The sequence below is a fragment of the Enterobacter sp. BIDMC109 genome, assembly GCF_001037885.1.
In the GTDB taxonomy this organism is placed as follows: domain Bacteria; phylum Pseudomonadota; class Gammaproteobacteria; order Enterobacterales; family Enterobacteriaceae; genus Enterobacter; species Enterobacter hormaechei_C.
Genome location: NZ_KQ090002.1, coordinates 3548488 through 3562715, shown reverse-complemented (window position 1 = coordinate 3562715; position 14228 = coordinate 3548488). Strand labels below are relative to the sequence as shown.

Genomic DNA, 14228 nt, shown 5'->3' with positions numbered 1-14228 from the left:
GAATACTATGAGTCTGAATTTCCTTGATTTCGAACAGCCGATTGCAGAGCTGGAAGCGAAAATCGATTCTCTGACAGCCGTGAGCCGTCAGGATGAAAAACTGGATATTAACATCGACGAAGAAGTGCATCGTCTGCGCGAAAAAAGCGTAGAACTGACGCGCAAAATCTTTGCCGATCTCGGCGCATGGCAGATCGCCCAGCTGGCGCGTCATCCACAGCGTCCGTACACCCTGGATTATGTCCGCCTGGCGTTTGACGAATTTGACGAACTGGCAGGCGACCGCGCATACGCTGACGATAAAGCTATCGTCGGCGGTATCGCGCGTCTGGATGGACGTCCGGTGATGATTATTGGTCATCAGAAAGGCCGTGAAACCAAAGAGAAAATCCGTCGTAACTTCGGTATGCCAGCGCCAGAAGGCTACCGTAAGGCCCTGCGCCTGATGGAGATGGCTGAGCGTTTCAATATGCCTATCATCACCTTCATCGACACGCCGGGTGCTTACCCGGGTGTTGGCGCTGAAGAGCGCGGTCAGTCTGAAGCCATCGCACGCAACCTGCGTGAGATGTCTCGCCTGAAAGTGCCGGTCATCTGTACCGTTATCGGTGAAGGTGGGTCCGGCGGTGCGCTGGCAATTGGCGTGGGCGATAAAGTGAATATGCTACAGTACAGTACCTATTCCGTTATCTCTCCGGAAGGCTGTGCCTCCATTCTGTGGAAAAGTGCCGATAAAGCGCCGCTGGCTGCTGAAGCGATGGGCATCATTGCCCCACGTCTGAAAGAGCTGAAGCTGATCGACACCGTTATCCCTGAACCGCTGGGTGGCGCGCATCGTAAGCCGGAAGTGATGGCTGCTTCCCTGAAAGCGCAGCTGCTGGCAGATCTGGCGGACCTGGACGTGCTGAGCACAGAAGATCTGCTCAACCGTCGTTATCAGCGTCTGATGACCTACGGTTACGCGTAAGCCTCACAATTATCCTAAAAGCCGCACATTGTTGCGGCTTTTTTTATACCTGCCGTTTACCTTAACTATGCTTATCTGATGTTTTTCAAGGAGGTAAACCATGAACATCATTGCCATCATGGGGCCACATGGCGTCTTTTATAAAGACGAACCCATCAAGGAGCTGGAGCAAGCCCTTAAAGCACGTGGATACCAGCTGATCTGGCCGCAAAACAGCGCCGACCTGCTGAAATTTATCGAACACAATCCGCGCATCTGTGGCGTAATATTCGACTGGGACGAATACGACATGGAGTTGTGCAGCGATATCAATAAGCTCAACGAATATCTTCCGCTGTACGCGTTTATCAACACTCACTCGACCATGGACGTGAGCGCGCATGATATGCGTATGGCGCTGTGGTTCTTCGAATACTCACTCGGCGTTGCCGAGGACATTGCGACCCGCATTCAGCAGTACACCGGTGAATACCTCGATAACATCACACCGCCGTTCACGCGCGCGCTGTTCACCTATGTGAATGAAGGGAAGTACACCTTCTGTACGCCAGGCCACATGGCGGGAACAGCCTATCAAAAAAGCCCGGTGGGATGTCTGTTCTACGATTTCTTCGGCGGTAACACGCTGAAGGCGGATGTGTCGATTTCGGTCACCGAGTTAGGCTCTCTGCTGGATCATACCGGCCCGCATCTGGAAGCCGAAGAGTACATCGCCCGGACCTTTGGCGCCGAGCAAAGCTACATGGTGACCAACGGTACCTCAACCTCGAACAAAATCGTCGGGATGTACGCCGCGCCTGCCGGCAGTACGCTGCTGATTGACCGCAACTGCCATAAATCACTGGCGCATTTGCTGATGATGAGCGACGTGGTGCCGCTCTGGCTGTCGCCTACGCGTAATGCGCTGGGTATTCTCGGCGGCATTCCTCGCCGTGAGTTCGCGCATGAAGCCATTGAAAATAAGATCGCGGCGATCCCCGAGGCAAGCTGGCCTGTGCACGCGGTGATCACCAACTCCACCTATGACGGGCTGCTTTACAACACGAACTGGATCAAGCAGACGCTCGACGTGCCGTCGATCCACTTTGACTCCGCGTGGGTGCCTTACACCAATTTCCACCCGATTTACTCGGGTAAAAGTGGGATGAGCGGCGAGCGGGTGCCGGGCAAGGTGTTCTTCGAAACGCAGTCGACGCACAAAATGCTGGCCGCGTTTTCCCAGGCGTCTCTCATTCACATCAAGGGCGAGTACGACGAGGACACCTTCAACGAAGCCTTTATGATGCACACGACCACGTCGCCGAGCTACCCGCTGGTGGCGTCCATCGAAACGGCGGCGGCGATGCTGCGCGGTAATCCGGGTAAACGCCTGATCAATCGTTCGGTGGAACGGGCGCTGCATTTCCGAAAAGAGGTTCAGCGGCTTAAAGATGAAGCGGACGGCTGGTTCTTTGATATCTGGCAGCCGGAAGAGATTGATGAGGCAGAATGCTGGCCCGTCGCGCCGGGGGAGAGCTGGCACGGTTTTCGGGATGCCGATGCGGACCACATGTTCCTCGATCCGGTTAAGGTGACGATCCTGACGCCGGGCATGGATGAGCAGGGTGTGATGGGTGAGGAAGGGATCCCGGCTGCGCTGGTGGCGAAGTTCCTTGATGAGCGCGGCGTGGTGGTGGAGAAAACCGGCCCCTATAATTTGCTGTTCCTGTTCAGCATCGGGATCGATAAAACCCGCGCGATGGGGCTGTTGCGCGGACTGATGGAGTTTAAGCGTGCATATGATCTGAACCTGCGGGTGAAGAATATGCTGCCGGATCTCTACGCGGAAGATCCTGACTTCTATCGCAATATGCGTATTCAGGATCTGGCCCAGGGGATCCACAGGCTGATCCGCCAGCACGATCTGCCGCGCCTGATGTTGCAGGCATTTGATGTTCTGCCTGAAATGAAGCTGACGCCGCACAGGGCGTGGCAGCGCCAGGTGAAAGGGGAGGTTGAAACCGTTGAGCTGGAGAACCTGGTCGGGCGGGTATCGGCCAACATGATCCTGCCTTATCCGCCGGGCGTGCCGCTGCTGATGCCGGGTGAAATGATCACCGAGGAGAGCCGGGCGGTGCTCGATTTCCTGCTGATGCTCTGTTCGGTAGGGCGCCACTATCCGGGCTTTGAAACGGACATTCATGGCGCGAAACGCGATGATAACGGCGTGTACTGGGTGAGAGTCCTAAAATAAAAGGGTCTGCTTGCCAGGGGCGGGTTGTCGGTTGTAACGTTCAGAGCATCATAAAAAGGAGAAACTATGCTGGGTTTAAAAGCGGTTCATCATATTGCGATCATTGCCACCGATTACGCGAAAAGTAAGGCATTCTACTGCGACGTTCTCGGCTTTACGCTGTTGAGCGAGGCTTACCGTGAGGAGCGCGACTCCTGGAAAGGCGATCTGGCTTTAAACGGACAATATGTGATTGAACTGTTCTCTTTTCCTTTCCCGCCAGCGCGTCCTTCACGCCCGGAAGCCTGCGGCCTGCGCCACCTGGCCTTCAGCGTCGATGACCTGGACAGCGCGGTAAAACATCTGGAAGCCCACGGCGTGGCCTGCGAAGCGATTCGTGTCGATCCCTTTACCGATAAACGTTTCACTTTTTTCAACGATCCGGACGGCCTGCCGCTGGAGCTTTACCAGCAGTAATCGCCGTCATGTGTGATAATGCCCGTTCAGTTCGGGCATTTTTTATGTGTAATTTCCTATGACCTTACCTGCTATCGCGCACGCCGTTTCACCCTATCGCCAGCTGCTGGTGGGGTTCAGCGGTGGCCTGGATTCCACCGTTTTGCTGCACCGCCTTAAGCTCTGGCGCGACCGTGAGCCTGACGTCCAGCTGCGGGCGATGCATATCCATCACGGCTTAAGCCCCCATGCCGACGACTGGGTAGCGCACTGCGAAGCGGTGTGTTCAGGGTGGGCAATCCCGCTGATCGTTGAACGCGTCACGCTTGAGGATGAGGGGCTGGGTATTGAGGCGCAGGCGCGGAAAGCCCGCTACGCCGCGTTTTCTGGCGCATTACAGCAAGGGGAAGCGTTGGTCACCGCGCAGCATCTGGACGACCAGTGCGAGACGTTTTTACTGGCGCTCAAGAGGGGCAGCGGGCCTGCGGGGTTATCTGCCATGCCTGAGCGCGCAGATTTTGCTGAAACAGAGCTCATCCGCCCGCTGCTGGGTGAGACGCGCGCATCACTGGAAGCCTGGGCGCAGCAGCATCATCTGTTCTGGATTGAAGACGAGAGCAATCAGGACGACAGTTACGACCGTAACTTCCTGCGCCTGCGCGTCTTACCGCTGCTGAGTGAGCGCTGGGCGCATTTTTCCGAAGCGGCGGCCAGAAGCGCCATGCTGTGTGCTGAACAGGAAAGCTTGCTGGATGAGTTGCTGAGCGAGGAGCTGGATACGCTGACTACCGCTGACGGTGCCCTGAACATTGCGCCGTTGAAGGTGATGAGCCCCGTGCGCCGGGCTGCTCTGATTCGTCGCTGGCTGGCTTACCACCGTGCGGTTATGCCGTCCCGGGCGATGCTCAACCGTATCTGGGAGGAAGTTGCACAGGCGAGGGAAGATGCTGCCCCGTGTATACACCTGAATGGTTATGACGTCAGGCGCTATAAAGGGCAACTCTGGTGGGTAAAATCTGTGCCGTCGCTGGCTGACGTTGTGCTCGACTGGCCGTCGCCGGAAAAAGCATTAACGCTACCGATGAATGCCGGTGTCGTTGCGTTAAGCCATTCGGGCAATGTGCGTCTACCTGAGCCGGACGAGAACGTCACTATACGCTTCAGGGCCAGCGGCATGCTGCATATCGTCGGGCGTAACGGCGGGCGTAAGCTGAAGAAAATCTGGCAGGAACAGAACGTTCCGCCCTGGCGACGTGATACCACGCCGCTTCTGTTTTACGGCGACACGCTCATCGCGGCGGCAGGGGTTTTCATCACTGAAGAGGGGTGGGCTGAAGCGGGAGTTAATTTTGAATGGAAAGCGTAACGGGCAGCCTGGCTGCCCGTTGGTTATCAGGATTCGCTCACCACAACGGTGCCGATTTCCGGATGGCTGAAACTGGCAATTTTGTCGAGGCGTAGCTCACGCGTTGCACCTGCATCTTCCACAACCAGGTATTCCACATTTTTACGGGAAACCAGATCGCTGGCCTTTGCCTTTAGCACTTCGCCATCTTTTAGCTCCAGCGTCAGTATTAAATGATGCTGGCAGGCGAGTTCGAGGTTGTCATAGTCATCACAATTGATGGGTTGATAGGTATCATTCATCGACATAATCGCTCACCAGTAAATTCGCCGCAGCATACGCTGCTTTTTCCCTGACCGATTCAGAAAGGCTCTCATCAGAGGCCACTTCATTTAGCACGTTCAATACACAGCCCAACGCATCCGGAATGTACCCCAGATCTCCGCTGGCGATCTCCGCATACCGTCTGCGAATCAACTCACAATAATTATTCACATCACCTCCTGCCAGCGTACTGACTTACTGTGAGATATCATTAAGCCTACGAAGTTAAACTCGGTTTAGCAAGGTGACTATACCATACTCATTTAAGCAATATCAGCGCCTTGATAAGAGGGCGCCACCACCTCGTAACAGCCTTTTGCCGCGGTTTTCGCTACAATGTACGCCTGATTCGAAAGGAGTTCTCTCATGGCGCTGAAAGCGACAATTTATAAAGCTGTGGTCAATGTGGCGGATCTTGACCGTAACCAGTTTCTGGATGCGTCATTGACGCTGGCGCGTCATCCTTCTGAAACCCAGGAGCGCATGATGCTGCGCCTGCTGGCGTGGATTAAGTATGCCGACGAGCGTCTGCAATTTACCCGTGGTTTAAGCGCGGAAGATGAACCGGAAGCCTGGCTGCGCAACGATCATCTGGGTATCGATTTATGGATTGAGCTTGGCCTGCCGGATGAACGCCGGATCAAAAAGGCCTGCACCCAGTCTGCTGAAGTGGCGTTGTTTGCCTACAACCAGCGAGCGGCGGAGATCTGGTGGCAACAAAATAAAAATAAATGTGCGCTGTTCAAAAATCTTACCGTCTGGTATCTGGATGATGAACAGCTGGCGCAGCTGAGTGCGTTCGCCAGCCGGACGATGGCGCTACAGGCGACGATTCAGGACGGCGCCATCTGGCTTTCCGATTCTCAGAATAATCTGGAAATTCATCTCACAGCCTGGCAGCCCGCATCATGATTGTATTGTCCCGAAACGTCAGCATCCCTGATAACGAGCTGGAGATCACCGCCATCCGGGCCCAGGGAGCAGGGGGACAGCACGTTAACAAGGCCTCAACGGCTATCCATTTGCGCTTTGACATTCGGGCCTCCAGCCTGCCAGAGTATTATAAAGAAAGCCTGCTTGCCGCCAGCCATCACCTGATCACCAGCGAGGGTGTGATGGTGATTAAAGCGCAGGAGTATCGCAGCCAGGAGCTTAACCGGGAAGCGGCAATAGCCCGGCTGGTCGCGGTCATCAAAGAGCTGACGGCTGTACAAAAAAGTCGCCGGGCAACACGTCCAACGCGGGCATCGAAAGAACGTCGGTTGTCATCGAAGGCGCAGAAATCCACCGTAAAATCACTGCGTGGCAAAGTCCGTCACCCATAATGTGACGAAAGGGATACCCTTTTTCATAAGGAAAGTATTGTGAAAAAAGCATTATTATCAGCGCTGGCCGTGACAAGCCTGTTCGCGCTTTTTGGCTGTAATAACCGTTCAGAAACGCAGGTACTACAGCCAACGCAAAATGAAGAATTAAAGCCGATGCAGCAAAGCTGGCGCGGCGTATTACCGTGTGCAGATTGCGAGGGCATCGAAACCTCTCTGTTTCTGCAAAAAGATGGCACCTGGGTCATGAACCAGCGTTACCAGGGGGCGAAAGAACCGTCTTCTTTTGCATCTTACGGAACATGGGCGCGTACGGCTGAGAAGCTGGTATTGACGGATACCACGGGCGATAAAACCTTCTTCCGCGCCAAAGGCGAGGGGATGGAGATGCTCGATCGCGAAGGTAATCCGATTGAATCCCAGTTCAACTACACGTTGGCCCCGGTAAAAGCGACCCTGCCAGCCACCCCAATGGCGATGCGAGGGATGTATTTCTACATGGCGGATGCGGCGATCTTCACTGACTGTGCAACCGGGAAGAAAGTCAGCGTGGCGAACAATGCCCAGCTGGAGCGAGACTATGCCGTCGCGCGCGGCAACGACAGTAAGCCAGTGTTGCTGACGGTTGAAGGGCACTTTACGCTGGAGCCAAACCCGGATAGCGGCGAGCTGGTGAAAACGCTGGTGGCAGATAAAGACGCGAAGTTTGCTGCGGGGAAAGACTGCGAAAGCAAATAAGATATAGCCATTAAAAAACCCCGCACTGGCGGGGTTTTTTGTTTCTTAACCTTTGATGGCTTTCACCAGGTAATCAAGAATATCGCCCGTCTTGATCATCTGTTTTTCGCCGGTGCGACGGTATTTGTATTCAATCTCGTCGCTGTCGAGGTTACGGTCGCCAATGACGATGGTGTGTGGAATACCGATCAGTTCCATGTCAGCAAACATCACGCCAGGACGCTCTTTACGGTCATCCATCAGCACGTCGATACCTTTCGCGCTCAGCTCAGCGTAGAGTTTCTCAGCCAGCTCCTGCACGCGGTAAGACTTGTGCATGTTCATTGGCAGGATCGCCACCTGGAACGGCGCGATGTTATCCGGCCAGACGATTCCGCGTTCGTCATAGTTCTGCTCGATAGCGGCAGCAACAACGCGCGTTACGCCAATGCCGTAGCAGCCCATGGTCAGAACCTGGTTACGGCCATCTTCGCCCTGAACGGCAGTGTTCATTGCGCGCGAGTACTTATCGCCCAGCTGGAAGATGTGGCCTACTTCGATACCGCGTTTGATCATCAGGGTACCCTTGCCGTCCGGGCTTGGATCGCCTGCGACCACGTTACGGATGTCAGCCACTTCCGGCGTCGCCACGTCACGATCCCAGTTGATGCCGAAGTAGTGTTTACCGTCGATGTTTGCGCCCGCAGCGAAGTCGCTCATCGCCGCAACGGTGCGGTCAATGACCACCGGAACAGGCATGTTCACCGGACCCAGAGAACCAGGACCTGCATTCACAACGGCGCAGATCTCCGCTTCCGTTGCGAAGGTCAGCGGGCTGGCAACCTGCGGCAGCTTCTCGGCTTTCACTTCGTTCAGCTCGTGATCGCCTCGTACCAGCAGGGCAACCAGTGGATAAGCGCTACCTTCAGCCGATTTCACCAGCAGGGTTTTCACGGTTTTTTCGATCGGCAGAGTAAACTGCTCAACCAGCTCGGCGATAGTTTTCGCGTTTGGCGTATCAACCAGCGTCATCTCTTGCGTTGCCGCGCCGCGTGGTTCTTTTGGTGCCAGCGCTTCTGCAAATTCGATGTTCGCGGCGTAATCAGAGGAGTCAGAGAAGATCACATCGTCTTCGCCGCTCTGCGCCAGAACCTGGAATTCATGGGAGGCGCTACCGCCGATTGAACCGGTATCAGCCTGTACAGCACGGAAATCCAGCCCCATGCGGGAGAAGATTTTGCTGTAGGCCGCGTACATTTTGTCGTAGGTCTCTTGCAGCGATTCCTGAGAAGTATGGAAAGAGTAAGCATCTTTCATCAGGAACTCGCGAGAACGCATGACGCCAAAGCGTGGACGCACTTCGTCACGGAACTTAGTCTGGATCTGGAAGAAGTTCAGCGGCAGCTGTTTGTAAGAGCTCAGCTCGTTACGGATCAGATCGGTGATCACTTCTTCATGCGTTGGACCGAGAACGAATGGACGATCGCCACGATCGGCAATACGCAGCAGTTCAGGACCGTACTGCTCCCAGCGACCGCTCTCCTGCCACAGTTCAGAGGGCTGAACGACCGGCATTAACACCTCGATAGCACCGGCGTTGTTCATCTCTTCACGCACGATGTTTTCGACTTTTTTCAGGACGCGCACGCCGGTCGGCAGCCAGGTGTATAACCCGGAGGCCAGCTTGCGGATCATCCCGGCGCGCAGCATCAGCTGGTGGCTGATCACCTCGGCGTCGGCAGGTGTCTCCTTCAGAGTGGAGAGCAGATATTGGCTAGTACGCATGTTGTTACGGTTCCATTTCGACGATTGGAACAGGCTGAAACACCAGCCTGACACAAAAAAAGTGGTTTAGTTTACCAGTGTGGCAAAGATGCCAAAAGAGAGGAGAACAAAATTACCTGGGTTCCAGGGCAAACACTTCAAAACCCGCCGCAGTCACGCGCCAGCGCACGTTAAAGTCCAGCAGCCAGACGGCGTACGTATTCCCGGCTTCCTCTTCTTTGCGGTAGGCGGGACGGGGGTCCTGGGCCAGCACTTCAACGATAAAGTCACGCAGGCGAGGATAACGCTTTTCCAGCTCGCTGATTTGCGTTGTAATTTCAGACGTGAAGTGAACCGCCATATCTGCCTGCGGTGCGTCCTGAGCATAGCTTGCCCGGGCATCCGGCAGCGCTTCGGCGAAGGGCAGGTAAGGCTTAATATCTATGACCGGCGTGCCATCAACCAGGTCAAGGCTACCTAACTCCAGGATCACCTGATCTTTCTGACAACGTATGCCTTTCAGCTCGACCAGCGACATCCCGATGGGGTTGGGACGAAAGGTTGAGCGGGTGGCAAAGACACCCATTCTGGCATTTCCGCCCAGACGAGGCGGACGCACGGTGGGACGCCAGCCGCCTTCCATGGTCTGGTGAAATACAAAGACCACCCATAAATGGCTGAACGCCTCAAGCCCGCGCACTGCATCGGCCTGATTATACGGCGCGACAAGATGAAGCTCGCCGCCGCCGTTAATGACCAGACCCGGCTGACGCGGCACGGCGAACTTTTCTTTATAAGGGGAGCGAATAACGCCTATCTGCTCGAACTGAAATGAACTCATTTCGCCGTAATATTAAGCGCAGAACCGATACATACCGCCTGGCGATAGCAACCTGGTGTGCCGCTGGTGACTTCGCAGCTGTGCAGCAGCACCGCGTTGGCTTTCATTTTCGACGCGTTGATTTGCATACGCTTGCGGGCTGTCGGAATATTGGGTGGGGAGTCCTGATTCGTTGCCTGGCAGGATTCGCCGCTCACTTCGCCCAGTTCACGGAATGGCTTACCGACCAGCTCGTCGGCTTTGGTAATAATACGTACCGGCGCAGCGCGAGGCGCTTTCGGTTTTGCTGGCTCCGCTTTTGGCGGGGTTGCAGTGCTTTGAACAGGTTCAACAGGAGATCTGCTTAGCATAGAACAGCCGCTCAGCATCAGTGCTAAAAAACAGATCGGTAAAGCACGCATAATAATTCCTCAGTGGATAATCAAAACGTCAGATATTGAAGCAGTTGACCGCACAAATGACAAGACGGGCAAATGCCCGTCTTGATGATATTACACTGCCGGGAGATTACCAGCCTTTAACCGCGCCGCCGTTAAACACCTTATTGGCTTCCTGGTACACTTCTTCAGACTGATATGCCTGTATGAATTTCTTCACATTCTCCGCGTCTTTGTTGTCTTCGCGAGTCACGATCAGGTTGACGTACGGGGAATCTTTATCTTCAACGAAGATGCCATCTTTCGCTGGGGTCAGGCCGATCTGGCTGGCGTAAGTGGTGTTGATCACGGCCAGGGCGATCTGCGCATCGTCCAGAGAACGTGGCAGCTGTGGTGCTTCCAGCTCAACAATTTTCAGATTTTTCGGGTTTTCGGTTACGTCCAGAACGGTCGGTAACAAGCCAACGCCTTCTTTCAGTTTAATCAGGCCCACTTTCTGTAGCAGAAGCAGGGAACGGCCAAGGTTGGTTGGGTCGTTAGGGACGGCAACCTGTGAACCCGGCTGGAGTTCATCCAGAGATTTAATTTTCTTGGAGTAACCGGCAATCGGGTAAACGAAGGTGTTACCGACAGCAACCAGTTTGTAGCCGCGATCTTTGATCTGCTGATCCAGGTACGGTTTATGCTGGAAGGCGTTAGCGTCAATGTCGCCTTTGCTCAGCGCTTCGTTCGGCAGAACGTAATCGTTGAAAGTCACCAGTTCAACGTCCAGGCCATATTTCTCTTTAGCGATTTTCTGCGCGGCCTCAGCAACCTGCTGTTCTGCACCGACGATAACGCCTACTTTGATGTGGTTTGGATCTTTTTCGTCCTGACCGCAACCCACCAGTGCCAGCGAGCCAATCAGTGCGCCTACTGCTGCGAAGGTCTTAAATTTAAACGCCATGTTATATCCTTAACTCGTCGAGTTTGTGTTGTTTGTAACGTTATTTATGCGTAACAGCCCGGACGATACGATCGCCAGAGAATTGAATTAAGTAAACCAGCACAACCAGCAATACCAGAACGGTATTCATTACGGTAGCGTTATAGCCAATATAGCCGTACTGATATCCAATCTGGCCTAAACCGCCAGCACCTACGGCGCCGCCCATTGCGGAATAACCGACCAGGGTGATAAGCGTGATGGTTGCTGCGTTCACCAGCCCAGGCAGCGCCTCTGGCAGCAGAACTTTGCGAACGATCTGCATTGGCGTCGCACCCATAGCGCGGGAAGCTTCGATCAGGCCGGTTGGGATTTCCAGCAGGGCGTTTTCCACCATACGGGCGATAAACGGTGCCGCGCCTACGGTCAGCGGGACAATAGCTGCCTGCAAACCAATCGACGTCCCGACGATCACGCGCGTAAACGGAATCATCCACACCAGCAGAATAATGAACGGAATAGACCGGAAAATGTTCACCAGCGCAGAGAGCGTACGATACAGCTTCGCGTTTTCAATAATTTGACCCGGGCGCGTAACGTACAGCAGCACGCCGACCGGCAGCCCAATCACAAAACCAAAGAAGCCCGATACGAAGGTCATTGCCAGCGTTTCCCAAACGCCGCGAACCAGTAGCCACATCATCGGCTCAGACATAACCCAGTACCTCTACTTTTACGTGATGTTCTTGCAGCCAGGCAATTGCCGCCTGGGTTTCTTCCTGTGTGCCGTGCATTTCCGTCAGCATAATGCCGAACTTCACGCCACCGGCGTAGTCCATCTGCGCGCTAATAATGTTGTTATTCACGTTAAAGCGACGCGCGGTTTCGGACAGCAGCGGTGCGTCAACGGACTGGCCCGTGAACTCCATGCGCAGCATCGGGACGCTGTCAGGCGTTGCGTCTGTTTTTAAACGTTCCAGATAATCTTCCGGAATATCCAGATGCAGTGTGGACTGAATGAACTGCTGAGCCAGCGGCGTTTTCGGGTGTGAGAAGACTTCACTCACCGTGTCCTGCTCAATCAGCTCACCGTTGCTGATGACCGCCACGCAGTCGCAGATGCGTTTCACTACATCCATTTCATGCGTAATAAGGAGAATCGTCAGGCCCAGGCGACGGTTAATGTCTTTTAACAGTTCCAGAATAGAGCGCGTGGTGGCCGGGTCTAACGCGCTGGTGGCTTCATCGCACAGCAGCACCTTAGGATTGCTTGCCAGCGCGCGGGCAATGGCCACACGCTGTTTTTGCCCACCGGACAGATTTGCCGGGTAGCTATCATGCTTGTCGCCCAGACCAACAAGGTCGAGCAGTTCGGTGACGCGACGCGTAACTTCTTCTTTCGGCGTGTTATCCAGCTCAAGCGGCAGGGCAACGTTGCCGAACACGGTGCGGGATGCCAGCAGGTTAAAGTGCTGGAAAATCATGCCAATCTGGCGACGCGCTTTGGTGAGTTCTTTTTCTGAGAGAGCGGTAAGCTCCTGGCCGCCAACTTCTACGCTGCCCTGGGTTGGGCGCTCAAGCAGGTTAACACAACGGATCAGCGTACTTTTACCCGCACCCGATGCGCCAATGACGCCATAAATCTGACCAGCAGGCACATGCAGGCTGACGTTGTTCAGCGCCTGAATGGTTCGGTTCCCCTGCTGGAACACTTTGGTGATATTGGAAAGTTTAATCATTAGATTATTTTTATCGTAAGTAAGTTAGCCGTGGCATTTTCTTCTGCCAGATACGGGGAATGACCGTAAACAAAATGGATGTTAAGGCATCCAGACGTCTAAATCAATCCACCTCTGTGCGATGAGCACTTTATTGCGCTGCGATTCATGAGATACTAGCTGAACAAGCCTTTTTCAGGAGCAAACCGGTGGCAAAATCTGTACCCGCAATTTTTCTCGATCGTGACGGCACTATTAATGTGGATCACGGTTACGTCCATGAGATTGATAAGTTCGAGTTTATCGAGGGCGTAATAGATGCCATGCGCCAGTTGAAAGAGATGGGCTATGCGCTGGTGGTGGTAACTAACCAGTCCGGTATCGCCCGGGGTAAATTCACCGAAGCGCAATTCGAGACGCTGACGGAATGGATGGACTGGTCTCTGGCCGATCGTGGCGTCGATCTTGATGGCATCTATTATTGTCCGCATCACCCGCAGGGAAGTGTAGAGGCGTATCGTCAGACCTGTGATTGCCGTAAGCCACACCCGGGCATGTTTATCTCTGCACAGGAATTCCTGCACATTGATATGGCCGCATCTTATATGGTGGGCGATAAACTGGAAGATATGCAGGCAGCAGCGGCGGCTGGTGTAGGTACCAAGGTATTAGTGCGTACCGGTAAACCGGTCACCACAGAAGCAGAAAATGCAGCCGACTGGGTGATAACTAGTCTGGCAGAACTGCCAAAAGAGATTAAAAAGCACCAAAAATAGGCGTTTTGGCGAAAAGGTGAGCGGTTGAAATAAAAATGCATTTTTCCGCTTGTCATTCCTCGGCGGCTCCCTATAATGCGCCTCCATCGACACGGCGGATGTGAATCACTTCACAAACAACCCGGTCGGTTGAAGAGAAAAAATCCTGAAATAACGGGTTGACTCTGAAAGAGGAAAGCGTAATATACGCCACCTCGCGACAGAGCGCTGAAGCGCGTCGCAACTGCTCTTTAACAATTTATCAGACAATCTGTGTGGGCACTCAAAGTGACATGGATTCTTAATGTCTTCGGACACTAAATGAATACCAAGTCTCAACGAGTGAACACGTAATTCATTACGAAGTTTAATTCATTGAGCATCAAACTTTTAAATTGAAGAGTTTGATCATGGCTCAGATTGAACGCTGGCGGCAGGCCTAACACATGCAAGTCGAACGGTAACAGGAAGCAGCTTGCTGCTTCGCTGACGAGTGGCGGAC

General features: G+C 54.0%; 16 protein-coding genes. 8 read left to right on the top strand and 8 right to left on the bottom strand.

What is annotated here, in order from left to right:
* The first annotated feature begins 7 nt into the window (after positions 1-7).
* The 4 genes from accA to tilS all read left to right on the top strand — a co-directional run bounded on the left by accA (position 8) and on the right by tilS (position 5001).
* Positions 8-967, top strand: a complete 960-nt coding sequence (accA, locus tag SK62_RS16850) for an acetyl-CoA carboxylase carboxyl transferase subunit alpha (protein WP_003856154.1) — start codon at positions 8-10, stop codon at positions 965-967.
* 100 nt (positions 968-1067) lie between these two features.
* The gene (locus SK62_RS16845) at positions 1068-3200 is read left to right on the top strand and encodes a lysine decarboxylase LdcC (protein ID WP_015572729.1); all 2133 of its coding nucleotides are present in this window, start codon (positions 1068-1070) and stop codon (positions 3198-3200) included.
* Positions 3201-3266: 66 nt separating this feature from the next.
* The gene (locus SK62_RS16840; RefSeq protein ID WP_003856151.1) at positions 3267-3656 is read left to right on the top strand and encodes a VOC family protein; all 390 of its coding nucleotides are present in this window, start codon (positions 3267-3269) and stop codon (positions 3654-3656) included.
* A 58-nt stretch (positions 3657-3714) separates the two neighbouring features.
* A complete protein-coding gene (gene tilS / locus SK62_RS16835) occupies positions 3715-5001 on the top strand; it encodes a tRNA lysidine(34) synthetase TilS (protein ID WP_032670530.1) in 1287 nt (428 codons plus the stop codon).
* 26 nt (positions 5002-5027) lie between these two features.
* Here the strand turns inward: tilS and rof are convergent, their stop codons facing one another.
* Complete coding sequence (rof, locus tag SK62_RS16830) at positions 5028-5288, bottom strand: Rho-binding antiterminator (protein ID WP_003856148.1); 261 nt, start codon at positions 5286-5288, stop codon at positions 5028-5030.
* A complete protein-coding gene (locus SK62_RS16825) occupies positions 5275-5475 on the bottom strand; it encodes a YaeP family protein (RefSeq protein WP_003856146.1) in 201 nt (66 codons plus the stop codon). Before SK62_RS16825 ends, rof begins: the two co-directional genes overlap by 14 nt.
* Positions 5476-5670: 195 nt before the next feature.
* On the opposite strand from SK62_RS16825, the gene SK62_RS16820 reads away from it, so the two are divergent.
* From SK62_RS16820 to nlpE, 3 genes are read left to right on the top strand one after another with little or no spacing between them, the layout of a single operon-like run.
* Positions 5671-6216, top strand: a complete 546-nt coding sequence (locus tag SK62_RS16820) for a YaeQ family protein (protein WP_015572732.1) — start codon at positions 5671-5673, stop codon at positions 6214-6216.
* Positions 6213-6629: an alternative ribosome rescue aminoacyl-tRNA hydrolase ArfB gene (gene arfB / locus SK62_RS16815; protein WP_006810027.1), complete on the top strand. Its 417-nt coding sequence runs from the start codon at positions 6213-6215 to the stop codon at positions 6627-6629. Before SK62_RS16820 ends, arfB begins: the two co-directional genes overlap by 4 nt.
* 39 nt (positions 6630-6668) lie before the next feature.
* On the top strand, positions 6669-7367 hold the full coding sequence (gene nlpE, locus SK62_RS16810; protein WP_017383734.1) for an envelope stress response activation lipoprotein NlpE: 699 nt from the start codon (positions 6669-6671) through the stop codon (positions 7365-7367).
* Between the two features lie 45 nt (positions 7368-7412).
* On the opposite strand, the gene proS is transcribed toward nlpE, so the two are convergent.
* The 6 genes from proS to metN all read right to left on the bottom strand — a co-directional run bounded on the left by proS (position 7413) and on the right by metN (position 12992).
* Positions 7413-9131 (bottom strand): proline--tRNA ligase, encoded by a 1719-nt coding sequence (proS, locus tag SK62_RS16805; protein WP_047718795.1) that lies wholly within the window; start codon positions 9129-9131, stop codon positions 7413-7415.
* Positions 9132-9243: 112 nt separating this feature from the next.
* A complete protein-coding gene (gene tsaA, locus SK62_RS16800; RefSeq protein WP_017694476.1) occupies positions 9244-9951 on the bottom strand; it encodes a tRNA (N6-threonylcarbamoyladenosine(37)-N6)-methyltransferase TrmO in 708 nt (235 codons plus the stop codon).
* Positions 9948-10352, bottom strand: coding sequence for an Rcs stress response system protein RcsF (gene rcsF, locus SK62_RS16795; protein WP_015572735.1), 405 nt, complete (start codon positions 10350-10352; stop codon positions 9948-9950). The genes tsaA and rcsF overlap by 4 nt, the downstream gene beginning before the upstream one ends.
* A 106-nt stretch (positions 10353-10458) precedes the next feature.
* Complete coding sequence (gene metQ, locus SK62_RS16790) at positions 10459-11274, bottom strand: methionine ABC transporter substrate-binding lipoprotein MetQ (protein ID WP_003856132.1); 816 nt, start codon at positions 11272-11274, stop codon at positions 10459-10461.
* A gap of 40 nt (positions 11275-11314) precedes the next feature.
* Positions 11315-11968, bottom strand: a complete 654-nt coding sequence (locus tag SK62_RS16785; protein WP_003856130.1) for a methionine ABC transporter permease MetI — start codon at positions 11966-11968, stop codon at positions 11315-11317.
* Positions 11961-12992, bottom strand: coding sequence for a methionine ABC transporter ATP-binding protein MetN (metN, locus tag SK62_RS16780; protein ID WP_006810022.1), 1032 nt, complete (start codon positions 12990-12992; stop codon positions 11961-11963). The genes SK62_RS16785 and metN overlap by 8 nt, the downstream gene beginning before the upstream one ends.
* 188 nt (positions 12993-13180) lie before the next feature.
* On the opposite strand from metN, the gene gmhB reads away from it, so the two are divergent.
* Positions 13181-13747 carry a D-glycero-beta-D-manno-heptose 1,7-bisphosphate 7-phosphatase gene (gene gmhB, locus SK62_RS16775; RefSeq protein ID WP_047718794.1) on the top strand — a complete coding sequence of 189 codons (567 nt, stop codon included), beginning with the start codon at positions 13181-13183 and terminating at the stop codon, positions 13745-13747.
* Positions 13748-14228 lie beyond the last annotated feature (481 nt).

What these genes read in the sequence shown, in the direction of transcription:
- SK62_RS16845 (WP_015572729.1), top strand. Translation starts at nt 1,068, where the DNA reads ATGAACATCATTGCCATCATGGGGCCACATGGCGTCTTTTATAAAGAC.
- SK62_RS16840 (WP_003856151.1), top strand. Translation starts at nt 3,267, where the DNA reads ATGCTGGGTTTAAAAGCGGTTCATCATATTGCGATCATTGCCACCGAT.
- SK62_RS16785 (WP_003856130.1), bottom strand. Translation starts at nt 11,968, where the DNA reads ATGTCTGAGCCGATGATGTGGCTACTGGTTCGCGGCGTTTGGGAAACG.
- rcsF (WP_015572735.1), bottom strand. Translation starts at nt 10,352, where the DNA reads ATGCGTGCTTTACCGATCTGTTTTTTAGCACTGATGCTGAGCGGCTGT.
- proS (WP_047718795.1), bottom strand. Translation starts at nt 9,131, where the DNA reads ATGCGTACTAGCCAATATCTGCTCTCCACTCTGAAGGAGACACCTGCC.
- accA (WP_003856154.1), top strand. Translation starts at nt 8, where the DNA reads ATGAGTCTGAATTTCCTTGATTTCGAACAGCCGATTGCAGAGCTGGAA.
- rof (WP_003856148.1), bottom strand. Translation starts at nt 5,288, where the DNA reads ATGTCGATGAATGATACCTATCAACCCATCAATTGTGATGACTATGAC.
- SK62_RS16820 (WP_015572732.1), top strand. Translation starts at nt 5,671, where the DNA reads ATGGCGCTGAAAGCGACAATTTATAAAGCTGTGGTCAATGTGGCGGAT.
- metQ (WP_003856132.1), bottom strand. Translation starts at nt 11,274, where the DNA reads ATGGCGTTTAAATTTAAGACCTTCGCAGCAGTAGGCGCACTGATTGGC.
- tilS (WP_032670530.1), top strand. Translation starts at nt 3,715, where the DNA reads ATGACCTTACCTGCTATCGCGCACGCCGTTTCACCCTATCGCCAGCTG.
- tsaA (WP_017694476.1), bottom strand. Translation starts at nt 9,951, where the DNA reads ATGAGTTCATTTCAGTTCGAGCAGATAGGCGTTATTCGCTCCCCTTAT.
- arfB (WP_006810027.1), top strand. Translation starts at nt 6,213, where the DNA reads ATGATTGTATTGTCCCGAAACGTCAGCATCCCTGATAACGAGCTGGAG.
- metN (WP_006810022.1), bottom strand. Translation starts at nt 12,992, where the DNA reads ATGATTAAACTTTCCAATATCACCAAAGTGTTCCAGCAGGGGAACCGA.